Origin of the sequence: Streptomyces sp. NBC_01190, from assembly GCF_045039895.1 — a bacterium.
Lineage (GTDB): Bacteria > Actinomycetota > Actinomycetes > Streptomycetales > Streptomycetaceae > Actinacidiphila.
Window position 1 is genome coordinate 8114143 of sequence record NZ_CP108580.1, and the last position, 11301, is coordinate 8125443.

At 70.0% G+C, this 11301-nt stretch carries 10 protein-coding genes; 2 read left to right on the forward strand and 8 right to left on the reverse strand.

The features are described 5' to 3' along the window. Nucleotides 1-404 precede the first annotated feature (404 nt). The 6 genes from OG519_RS34045 to OG519_RS34070 form a co-directional block, all read right to left on the reverse strand. A complete protein-coding gene (locus tag OG519_RS34045; protein ID WP_405577127.1) occupies nucleotides 405-1856 on the reverse strand; it encodes a hypothetical protein in 1452 nt (483 codons plus the stop codon). Continuing rightward, nucleotides 1853-2638 carry a TnsA-like heteromeric transposase endonuclease subunit gene (locus OG519_RS34050; protein WP_405577125.1) on the reverse strand — a complete coding sequence of 262 codons (786 nt, stop codon included), beginning with the start codon at nucleotides 2636-2638 and terminating at the stop codon, nucleotides 1853-1855. Before OG519_RS34050 ends, OG519_RS34045 begins: the two co-directional genes overlap by 4 nt. Before the next feature lie 375 nt (nucleotides 2639-3013). Continuing rightward, entirely contained in the window at nucleotides 3014-4267 is a 1254-nt protein-coding gene (locus tag OG519_RS34055; RefSeq protein WP_405577123.1) for a TniQ family protein, read from the reverse strand. 141 nt (nucleotides 4268-4408) lie between these two features. After that, nucleotides 4409-5014, reverse strand: coding sequence for a hypothetical protein (locus OG519_RS34060; protein ID WP_405577121.1), 606 nt, complete (start codon nucleotides 5012-5014; stop codon nucleotides 4409-4411). A gap of 301 nt (nucleotides 5015-5315) precedes the next feature. Then, on the reverse strand, nucleotides 5316-5903 hold the full coding sequence (locus OG519_RS34065; RefSeq protein ID WP_405577119.1) for a hypothetical protein: 588 nt from the start codon (nucleotides 5901-5903) through the stop codon (nucleotides 5316-5318). Nucleotides 5904-5940: 37 nt separating this feature from the next. Beyond that, on the reverse strand, nucleotides 5941-6978 hold the full coding sequence (locus OG519_RS34070; RefSeq protein WP_405577117.1) for a hypothetical protein: 1038 nt from the start codon (nucleotides 6976-6978) through the stop codon (nucleotides 5941-5943). A 269-nt stretch (nucleotides 6979-7247) separates the two neighbouring features. On the opposite strand from OG519_RS34070, the gene OG519_RS34075 reads away from it, so the two are divergent. Both OG519_RS34075 and OG519_RS34080 read left to right on the forward strand, forming a co-directional pair. Next, on the forward strand, nucleotides 7248-7448 hold the full coding sequence (locus OG519_RS34075) for a hypothetical protein (RefSeq protein WP_405577116.1): 201 nt from the start codon (nucleotides 7248-7250) through the stop codon (nucleotides 7446-7448). A gap of 709 nt (nucleotides 7449-8157) precedes the next feature. Continuing rightward, nucleotides 8158-8673, forward strand: a complete 516-nt coding sequence (locus tag OG519_RS34080) for a hypothetical protein (protein WP_405577114.1) — start codon at nucleotides 8158-8160, stop codon at nucleotides 8671-8673. Here the strand turns inward: OG519_RS34080 and OG519_RS34085 are convergent. After that, on the reverse strand, nucleotides 8666-11011 hold the full coding sequence (locus OG519_RS34085; RefSeq protein ID WP_405577112.1) for a restriction endonuclease: 2346 nt from the start codon (nucleotides 11009-11011) through the stop codon (nucleotides 8666-8668). The two genes, OG519_RS34080 and OG519_RS34085, sit on opposite strands and share 8 nt — an antisense overlap. Nucleotides 11012-11026: 15 nt before the next feature. Further along, nucleotides 11027-11173, reverse strand: a complete 147-nt coding sequence (locus tag OG519_RS34090; RefSeq protein ID WP_405577110.1) for a hypothetical protein — start codon at nucleotides 11171-11173, stop codon at nucleotides 11027-11029. Nucleotides 11174-11301: the final 128 nt, after the last annotated feature.

Consider the following 11301-nt stretch of genomic DNA (forward strand, 5'->3'; position numbering starts at 1 on the left):
GCGGCGGGTGCCTTCCCCGTTGCCGGCCCGCCGTAGGAGGCGGTCCAGGGCCTGGGCGAGCTGCTGCTCGTGCTCGTCGCGGTCGCTGCGGCGCTCGACGGTTGCGCGGATGTGCCGCCAGGTGAAGTCGGTGAAGGGCAGGCTGACCCGCTCCTTGTGGATCCACGGGATCTCCTGCCAGCCGTCGGGCAGCCGTACCCAGATCTGATGGGGGTCGTAGGGGTTGTGGTGGATCTCCCACATCCCGTCCCAGGCTGTCGACTTGAACCCGCGGTGCGGGTTGAGGACCTTGTGGTCGTAGGTGCGGTAGTCGAAGCGGATGCCGTAGTCGTTGATGCCCAGCCGCTTGACCGGCATGAGCTCGATGTAGTTCTCCGCGCTCAGCAGCACCGGGACATAGCCGGTCACGCCGACCAGCGCGGCCCACATCTCGTTCGGTGACACCGGGAGCTTGGGCGCCAGCGGATGGCGCAGTGACGCGTGTTGGCGGTGCTGCCAGTCGGTGACCAGCCACTCGTCCAGCAGGTCCTGCAACTGGGGAAGGGTCCAGCACGCCTCGTCCTCGACGGCCTTGCCGCGCTCGGTGACGTTCGAGCCGGTGTAGCCGGCCACGTACTGCGAGAACCGGGCGCCGATGGTGCGGAACATCCTCTCGACATTCCCTTTGGCCGGGCCGTTGGCCGGCGGCGCCGGCTGCACCGACACCCCAGGCTGTCGCACGCCGCAGTGAACGAGGCGGAGATGAACACCGAACCCTGGTCGACGACCACCGTCTCCGGCATGATCACCGGACGGGCTGCCGCCCCCTCCAGCCGCGCGTCCAATGACACCAGGCGTTGGTAGGGGATGACCGAGCGCGACATCGCCAGCGCGGCTTCCCATCCAGGGCGCATCCGCATGGGTGTCGCCATCTGCGCCAGCAGGATCGCCGCGTCCACCGACCCGGTGCCCATTGGCCGCAGCACCGTCGCGCAGATACTGCGCGTCGCCACGTCCAGGCCAATCGTCAGCTCGGCCTTACCCGTGACCCCGTCGGCCAGGACCACCATCACGTCCAACGGGGTGCTGTCCAGCATCACCAGCTCACCGGGCCGCAGCGCCACTGTCGGGGTGAACGGCGGAGCCGGCCGTGAGGAATGCATTCGCCGCTGCGCCGCTGTGCCCAGCAGCCCCTGACGGTCCGCGAGGGCGTGCACCAGCCGGTTGAACGTCGAGGCCGGAGGCACCTGCACCGCCCCCACCCCGTGGGCGTCCTCCAGGATCCAGCCGACGGTGCGCCGCAGCCGGCTCAGCGTCCCGGTCGACCGCTCCTTCTGCGCCTGGAGCGCCTGCTCGATCGCGGCGACCACCCGCTCGTCGGCCCGCCCCACCGGTGAGCGCGGGCGGGCGGCCCGGCCGTCCACCAGCCCCCACAGTCCGTCCTCCCGGTAGCGGGCCCGCATCCGCCGCACCGTCACCGCACTGGCCGGCTGCCCGGCCGCCGTCAGTTCGGCGGCCTTGGCCTCCTCCCGCTCCGCCATGCTGCGCCGCGCGGGATCGAACTCGGGGCGCGGCACCTGGTCCTGTCCCGGGACGGGGCACCCGGTCTCGACCTCACGCACATGCCGCTCCCAGGCATACGCCCGCGCCCGCACCTGTTCCGGGAGTTCCTCCAGGAGCCCGAACGGCGGCACACTGCGCTGCGGGGCGCCCACCACTTCGAAGTCGGGGTCGGCGAAGAGGAAGTTCGCCAGGACCGTGGCCACGGAGTTGTCCGCGTCGATCAGCTTTACGCACGGCCCTTCCAGCATGACGACCGTCCACGTCCGCTTCGCGAACCGCACGTGTGTTCCGGGCTCCAGCACCACGGCGCTCATCCCTGCTCCCGGCCGGGGCTGCCTGCCGTCACGGTCACCCGCTCGTGCAGGGGCTCTTCCAGGGGAGCCGACAACTCCCCGTGCCACAGCGCGTGGAAGACCACCGGGAAGACCTGGACCGGATCGCCGAGTTCACGCACCCCCTCGATCAGCGGTAGCGGCCGCCGGAAGGCCTCGGCCGCGCGCCTGGCCAATTCTCCGCCCCTGTAGTGGGGGTGCCGGTACCCGGCCAGCCAGCGCAGATTGGCCGCCAGAACCGGATCCGGGGGCCGCAGGACCTGGTACTGCCAGCCCACTGCCGCGGCCGCGGCCTCCATCACCGCCGCCCGGGCGGCCAGGCGCGGCGAGATGTCCCCGTGCCCGGCGCAGTCCGCCAGTAGACCCCTGCCGTCCGTGAGACGGGCCATCAGATGCGGTGCGTGCCGCACCCGGCCCCCGTCAGGCTCACGCCAGGTGAGTTCCACCGGGCGGCACGCAATGGCCACCATGCGAGGATCATGGTCCAGCAGCATTACCTGGGTCCGCATCACTCCGGACGCGTAGTGCACCAGCCGGCCGTCGGTCGCCGACCACCACCACCCCGGCGCCATCCGCTTGCCGTGCCGCACCGGAAACCGGCGCACCGGGCCGCAGTCCTCCAGGCAGACACCGCGCGCGGCGTCCGGCCACAACGTCCGCTGCTCGTTTCCCGCATGGTCGATGAACCGGGCCTCCAGCCGGTCGTCGATCCCGACCGATAACTCCGCGGCCGCCTCTTCATCTTCCGGTATCTCGTCTGACATCCCAGCGGGGTGACCGGGTGTGCGAGCCGGCTCGCGGCCTGCTGCCGGTGGCGGCTGGTCGCATCCTCCGTCTGCCGGACCCGTGGCCCGAAGACTGGCCTCCACTGCGGCCTGCACACCGCCCTGAGCTCCCACTTTTTGCTGTAGCAGTGCGGGTAAGGCGGAGCTGCCAGAGGCCGGCGGGTGGTGCGTGTCGATCATGTGCTCCAGTCAAGCGTGCCCGTGCGCGCGGACCGCCGAATCCGGCCAACTTCCGCCGCACACCGACCGGTTCGCCAAGGCTGCCGATGATCGCGTAGGGCGGCTGCCGGTGTCAGTGCAGACCCCTGCCCTGGCGTACACCGCTCACCCCGAGGCGCCCGGGCGCGTCCGCACTCACCCCGGCGGTGGGGGCGCGGCGGTGTATGCGGCGGCGGCGCGGCCGTGCCGGTCGCGGAACAGCCGCCGGATCATGGGCGCGGTAGCCGCGGCCGTCCCGGCACCGCCAGTGCCGCCGTGGCCGCGTTCGGCTGCCGCCTGTTCGGCCAGGGCGCGCAGTTGGACCCGGGTTGAGGCGGGGCGGTGGTCGGCGCGCAGCCACCACGGGTCCAGGCCGTACCCGCGGGGATCCTGCTGCCCGCGGCGGATGCGGGTGAATGCACCCATGCAGTCCAGCAGCGGCCCGGCGTGCAGCGGCCCGCCCAGCACCAGCCCCCGCTGCGGGGCCTGGCCAGTGTCGGCAACCCAGGGCCGCCCCAGCCGGCTTGCGAGTTCGCGGAAGAACGCCCCGTCCGGCCGGAACGGGCGCACCGGCCCGCCCGCCCCGTGGTCCTCCCAGATCCGCTCCTGCATGCCGGGATCGAGCAGCACGTGCGCGAGCGCCACTGTCTCGGGGAAGACGACCGTGTCGCGGGCGATGATCCGCCACCACCAAAACCGCGGCCCTGCGTCCCCGCCGGCGACCGCATGAAGGCGGGCCGGCCAGATCCGCTCCCGCTCCCACTGCAGGGCCTGCTCCCACCACGCACACAGCACCGCGTGGGCCATGGCGAACACCCGGCCCGGATCGGCCCCGGCCGCGGCTGCGGTCCGGGCGACCTTCGGCCAGGCCCGCTGCGCCGCGGCAATCTCCGGGGCAGCCCGCAGGTCGAGGTGGTGGTGGCGGTGGCCGTCCCCGGCGGTGAGCATCCACCGCTGGTGGCGGGCACAGGCCCGCTGCCACGGTGCGACGTACCGCACCACCACGGCTTCCCTGCCGGTGCGGGCCGCCGTGCACAGCCGACATCCGTACGCCACCGGCCCGTGCTCGCCGGCCGAGGCGACCTTCCACCGGCCTGCCGGTCTGCCGGAACCGGCGGTCTGGTCCGGAGTGCCTGATTGCGGCTCGTCGTTGAACGCGGTCAGTGCCCGGGCCAGATCGTGCTCGCCGACTCCGCCCAGCTGGGCGAGTAGCTGCCGGCCCGCCGGGCTCAGCAGCACTTCGGCGTCGTCGCGCGGACCGGCCTCGTCCCGCGGCCGGGACCCGGTCCAAACCCACCAGGGCAGCAGCGCGGAGGGTTCCATGCCGTAGCGCCCGGCGAGCCGGCCCAGGTACGACCAGGTCGTCTCGCAGGTCACCGGAGCGATCCGCAGCACACCTGGTGGCGGCATTTGTCCGCTCTCCTTGCCGGCTTTCGTCGCGTGTCTCCTGCGTGTGGGCGTGGTCTGCCCGGCGCAGCTCTGCCGGGGCTCATACGTGCTGCCCGTTGCCTGACCGATGAGGCGGGGCGCAACGGGCGTTGCGGCGGCTGGTCAGTTCTGCGCCGGTGCGGCGTCGGGCGGCGGTATTCGGGGTGGCTGCCGGCTGCTTGCTCCGGCAGCGGGTCCGGCTGGCTGCCGGGCGGTGAGACGGTTGGTGAGGTGGATGGTGGCGAGGTACCAGTAGAAGATCCATTCGAGGTAGAGGCCGGCGTCGTAGTCGCGGCGCTGGTCGGCTTTCTGGTGGCGGATGGCGAAGCCGTTGGCGATGGTGAACAGGGCGCCTTCGTCTTTGCTGAGCAGTTCGGTCTTGAGCAGGCTGCGGCGGCGCTCCAGGATTCCGGCCAGGGCTATTACCGCGTGGCGCCGTTCCAGGACGGTGGCGTGTCGGCCGCGGAACTGCTGCAGCGCGTGGTGCAGTTCGTCGGTGTCGGCCGCGTGGACAGCGGGTACGGTTTGGACGGCGCGGGCCAGCGCCTCGACGCCGGCGGGGGCCGACTGCTCCAGCCGCCCGGTTTCGCCCAGGGTGACGTGCAGGTCGCTGGCGTGCAGGACCTCGTTGATGCGCCAGCGGTAGACCTGCAGGCCTCGCACGGCGTCGAAGTCGAGGTAGTGCATGCCGCAGTCGAAGTTGGTGTGGTCCCGGGTATGTCGGCTCACTCAGAATGGGGCAGATGAATGATCAATCTAGTCTCTGACCTGGCATGCCCCAGATCCTGAGAATCCTGGGAGTGATTTCGAGTAGGCACGGTGAACAGCGATGCGTGGGTCGGCTCGTCGGAGATCTGGTGGGTCACTGTCCTCTGACCTGTGGTGCCCCAGATGCTGAGAATCCGCCTCAATCTTGATGAGGGGACCTCTAAGTCGGCGCTTCTTGGGGGAGTTGGTGAGTCTATAGGGCTGGGTCGGGGGGCTTGGTGCGCCGCGAATGGGGGTCTTCTTGCGTTTTGGGCGTTTAGGTCTACCTGTTCTGATCTTGGTAGCGACCAGCTTGGGCGGGGGTGAGGATCGTCCCGGCTCCGAGGGCGGACAACGCCTGGCGCGTGCGGTCTTTGAAGAACGCCTTGTCTGAGGTCACGAATACGTCGGCTCGGGCGTGGATATGCGTCTGTAGGCCGAGGCCGTCCAGGCGGCGGTTGCGCCACTTGTGTTCGGCTCTGGAGCGGTCTTCGCCTTGAAGGTCGGAAGGCACTGCTTCCCCGTAATCGTAAGGGGATACGAACAGCGCTTGGTGGATACGGCGGCCCTCTTCTTCGTCGTCATCCCCGGCAAACACGCACCAGTCGGAGTAGGTGAGGTCGAAGGCTGCTGGCGGTTTCAGGATGGGCAGGTGGTCCAGGCCGACTGCTGCCAGGCGGCTGAGGAAGGCCCCGAAATTCGGCAGGTAGGTGCCGTCGAGTTGCCGTTCGGCGGCAGTGGTCGCGACGATCCGGACGACGAGCTCGCCCGCGTGGTGGCGGGCCAGTAGCGCCCGCACCCCGGGTGCGGTGTCCAGGCGGTCTTCTTCCAGTGCTATCAGGCAGTTGGTATCCAGCGTGAAGGCCAGCACAAGCCGATGCTCTCACCGGTGTCGGCGAGGGGGTGCATCACGGGGTCAGCCCCCGCGCGGCGTTGGGGCGGCGCCACCAGTCGCCGGTGGCGTAGCGGCGCTCCAGGACCTCCAGGACCACTTCGTCGGCGGGCCGGTCGAATCCGTTGTCTACGAAAGCAACCCGGTGGCACAGTGCGGAGCTCTCATCGGCGCTGTAGTTTTGCCACTTCCCGTCGAGGTGCCGCCGATCGGGGCGGATGACATCGAGCAGCTCGAAAGCGTCCAGTTGCTGGTGGGTCTCGTAGGTCTCCCTGCCCAGCCCGTAGATACCTTGCCGCTCTTTGCTGGCCACGTGAGTGATGTTGAGGTTGTTGACCGACTGACCGGCCACTTTGGTCCGGTCGAACCACATCAGCAGCGCGGCTATCTCGCTGTTGGTGAGTACGTGCACCCACCCTTGTGTGAAGAACTCGACCGGGATCTCGAAGACCGCCTCGTTCGCGGCCGGCACGGTGTACGCCACGTCGACGGCCTCGTCGCTCTGGCCGAGTTCGGACAGGATCACGAAGCCCTGACGCGAGCGCCCTTTCCCCTTCAGCGGCCGGACCAGGTTGAGCCCTTCCAACTTGTTCAGTGCCTCGGTGATCTGACGTCGCTTGTTGGTCTTGGCCGACGCTCCCTGGATCCCTGCCCCGTTGTACCGCGCCACGGTGCCGACCAGCCCCATCCATGACTGTTCGGGCCGTCCGGACGAAGCGGGTTCCACGGGGAAGGGGCTGTTCCACGGTTTGCCGGCCTTGGCTGCGCACTGCGCTGCGAAGAGCAGGACCAGGTGGAGCTTCAGGGCGACGCCCTTGGGCGTGAGCATTCTTGCTGCGGGTGGCCGGTCCTGCAGCGGCAGGGGAGTGCGCTCGTCCTCCACGTCCATCCGGGTCGCCCGGGCGACGTACGGCCGTCTGATCCTCACAGGTGCCGGCTGCAGTCCCTGCGACCAGACCGCCTGGGCGGAACGCGTCACGGCGCGGAACTCGCCCTCCCGCATGACCTGCAGGTTCGTCAGACGGGTGGCCACCGAGGCATCCCGCTTGGGCACGAGCTTCACATCAGCCCCCCGAAAGAACGCTACGGATTGATCCTCATGGCGGCTGATTCATCTATCTCGCTTCATTGATCTATGACTCAGCTCATACGGATCAATCCGTATCTGAGGGTACCGCACGGGGACTTGGGGCGAACGCACCATGGATCCAAGGCCCGGAACTCCTCCGGGCCAGGGCGGGCCTGTGGCCCGCTCCCACGTGCAGGCGCCGGGGCGACCCGCCGGTCAAGCAGCGCCCCGGGCCCGCAGCAGATCCCTGGAGGATGAAGCTGAACGACGAAGAAGAGCCGAACAGCTCTGCCAAGACTACGGACGACAGCGCCCTGGGCAAACCGCGTGACGCGTGGTGGCTGCCCGATCCCGGCACCCGCCTGGGGGCGATCTTCTACGCGGTGTACGGCGGCGTAGTGGTGTGGCTGGTCTGCGAGGTCCTGCCCCACCACCTCGTCATAGGCTGGCGCTGACTACCCCGCCCGGGGCGATCAGCGTCCGTACGGATCCCCGCGGCGGCACCATCGTCGCGGGGACCGCGATCCATCGGACACGGCCGGACGGGGCAGTGTGATCACCGTAGGACGGTGACGGCCAGGGGAGATCCACACCACACGCGGGGTCGGCAAGGGGCGTCTGGCGTGTGCCCTTTTCGCGGAAAGGCCACCGGCGGCGCTCTCCTGGCCGCCCTGTGGGCCTACGGCCCCGCGGACTTCGCCGACTTTGACGCCCGCACCACCGACCTGCTGCGCTCCGGCCTGCAACGGGCCATCGCGCGCCAGGCGTTCACGCCCTCCGCGGTGCTGCGCAACCTCACCGCAGCCACTCGCGCGGCCGCCCGCGGGCTGTTCTCCGACAGAGGCGCCATCAGCGTCGCCCGCCCCGTCAACCGCACCGACGCTCTGGCTACCGTCCTGGCCCACCAAGTCTTCGGCGCCCGGACCATGGACGACGTCACCCACCCCGGCCTCGACGTCGTCCTCACCGCCACCGACCTGGCCACCACCAACGCGGTCCGCTTCGGCAGCGTCCGCAGCGGCTGCTCGCGCTACGGCACCATCGCCGAACCCATCCACATCGCAACTGCCGTCGCCGCCTCGGCCGCCCACCCCGGCCCTCCTGCCGGCGCTCGAGCGCACCTTCACCTTCCAGCACCGCAACGGGCACCACCAGCGGCACACCGTGCTGCTCACCGACGGCGGCGTGTACGACAATCTCGGCCTGTCGGTCCTCGAGCCCGGCCGGTCACCGCAGCACACCCAGCATGTCTACGACGTGCCCTTCATCATCTCGTGCGACGCGGGCATGGGCGAACTGACGGTGAAGGCACCGCACTTCATGCTCGGCCGCCTGCGCCGCTCCTTCGATACCGTGCACCGCAAGGCGCAGGACTCCGCCCGGGCCCGCCTGCACGAATGGGCCGCCAGTGGGCGCATCGACGGCTTCGCCCTGGCCTACCTCGGGATGAAGGACGACCGCCTGCCCGCGCCACCCCGTGACCTCGTCCCGCACGGCGCCGTCGCCACCTACCCGACCAACTTCGCCGCCATGACTCGCACTGACCTCGATGCGTTCCGTCCTGCCGATGTACATGCGTCCCGCAGCCCGCTGAAACGGACGCGGGCACCGGCACTGTGGCAGACCTTCCTGTACCCCCGGGCGGGCGCGAGACCCCCCGGGGGCAGACGGGTCAGGTGATGTCGTCGACCTCCCAGCCGGGCGGGAGATGGCTGAGCCCCAGACGCGTGTGGATGCCGAGGTGGTCGCGCAGCAGCGTTCTCAGGGCCCGGCCGTCCACGAGGCTGATCCGTCCGGAGCGCTGGGCGAAGGCATGGCTGTCTGCTCCGAACCAACTGGTGGTGACCAGGATGCCGCGGTCAGCCTGGACATCGAGCATGTGCCCTGCGAGGGCTTGGACGGCCTCAAGGGCCATACGGTGCCGGTAGCAGCGGGCCTGGAGGGCCCAGCGCTCTGTCGCATGGGGTCTGTCACGGAAGACCACGGTTCCTCGTCCGGGCCCGATCAGCACCTTTGGTGCGTCGGTGCCATGACCGTGATGGTCCATGTAGAGACGGTGGACGAGATCCTCCAACTCCTCGGGTGTCAGGCGCGCGAGATCGATGCGGTCGTCGGCGGGGACGCCGGCAGGGCTCAGCGTGTCGTGCATGCGGGCGGCGGCGTACCACTTGTCGTCGCTTTGGTAAGCCGGGTCTCCCTGGTGGAAGCGGTCCGCCCAGGCTGCGGCAGCCTCGTGCAGGGCCTTGAAGCCGTCTCCGGGAATCAGGCTCCGCAGGCCGGGGTCGTTCCTGCGGAAGCCGGCATAGAGCATGGCCAGGGGGCTGGTGTTGGGCGCGTACCCCAACCGCTTGGCCCGCATGGCAGACAGCGGTCCCTGGCCGCGAATGACGTCGACGACCGCACGCCACTCAGGCCCGTCGTAGTGGAAGGCCGTGCCGCTGGCGGTGACGGGAACGTGGTCGCAGTGGATCTCACCGACCAGCCGGCCTTTCAGCGGCGGATCCACCGGGTACTCGGCTATCTCCTGGCCGGAGTCGTCCCGCCAGGAGAACAGGCGCTTGTCCCTGCTGAGGATCTTCCGGCCGTGGGAGTAGAAGTCGATACCGAAGTCGGTCCGGTGCAGGTAGCGCTGAACGCCGAGCCACCCCCGCACCCGGTGGACGATCCGGTCGAGCCGCGTTCCTTGGCACTGCAGGCAGCAAGGCGAGCCGAAGGGGCCGGTGGCATGGCAGTCCCGGCACTGGTACAGCGTGGCCAGCACCGTGTCGACCTTCTGTATCGCACTGATCTCGCTGCCCTGCCGCTCCACGGAGCGGTTCTCGCCCCACACGCAGGGCTTGCGGGGAACCACCTGTTTGCGGGACACCGTCAGGCTTACCTGGCCCTCGCGCAGCAGCTGGCTGTAGAAGTCCCCAAGACGGTGCCACAGTTCGCGCTGCTTGTCCGGGGCCCATGGACGCGGCCGCAGGGCTCCGACGGTGATGCGGGTGCCGTATTCGCCGGCCGCTGCCTTGGACTCCGTGGTGAGCGGAACTGACCAGGAGGAGCCAGTGGCGAGGGCGGTGAGGTCGCAGGTGACGACGGTCCACGCCGCATCGGATGCCGCAGCGGTGCGCAGTGTGAAACGGGAGCCCAGTCGCGCGCAGGACACGAGCAGGTTTCGGCCGGGCACGCCCTTGCGCTCGTCCGTCCAGAGCGTCAGGAGATCGCGGAGCGTTGTGTGTCCCCCGCCCAGCGCGGGGCCGGAGATGGTGACGGTGTCCTGTCCGCGGACCGGATCGTGCTGGAAGTCGACGGTGACGCGGGCGGCCTCGCCCGTTGCGTTGCCGCCGTGGCTCAAGGTGACGTCCACGAGTTCGGCCACGGCGCGCCATGGGGGCAGCGAAGCGCCAGCCAGTGCCAACAGCAGGGCGGGAGCCGGTGTCACTGAAAATGACTGCGCCGGGGCCGTGATCTCGCGTGCGCTGCGGGAGAGAGCGTCGGCCCGGTCCCAGGCCGCACCCCATGCAGCGGCCTGATCGGCTCCCACGCCCACGACCTCGGCGAACGTCACCACCAGTGCCCGGCGTGGGGGCGAATCCCCGCGAAGGGCACTGGACAAGGTGGTACGTGCCAGCTTCCCCGCTGCCCGGGCTTCCAACTCCCGCAGGGTCGGCCCGCCCGCCACGGCCCGCAGGCGTGTCATAGCGCTGCGCAAGTCCTCGAAGGTGTCGACCTGGTGGACGGTGACCACCTCGGGGTCCTGGTCGGCCCCCTCCAGAGCCGCCTTGGCTTGCAGCCACAGGTGCCTGGCCTCGCCCACGTCCGCTCCGCAGGCGCGGGCGAACGCCTCCACCACCGGCCAGGACGAGCGCGAGCCGCTGGCCGCCCGCTGGAGCGAGCCCCTGCTGCGGCCTGTGGCCTGGGCAAGCTGCCGGTAGGTGAGCCTGGACAGGCGGCGCGATCGCCGTAGCCACCGCGCCACCTCCACCATCTCCGGGACCCGGACCACAAGTTGCTGTTCACGTCGCCCCGTCATGGCCCGGGCCGACTCTCAGGTGCGGTCGTGTGCCGGCGGCATCACTGCGGCCACCGCCAAAGCAGCCGCCGTCTCGGCCAGGACCGAGTCAACCGCTCCCTGCCAAGCCGAAGCCGAGCCCATCATGCCCAGCACCACAATCAGCACGGCGACGACCGCCACAGCACCAGACCGCGGACGCGGTGCCGGTGTACCGTTCCCGACGCACAACACAGGTTTACTCATGCGTGAACTCCCTTGGACGACCTCGGACATGCGTGCCCATCACGGGCGGGAGGTTTGGGGCCAGC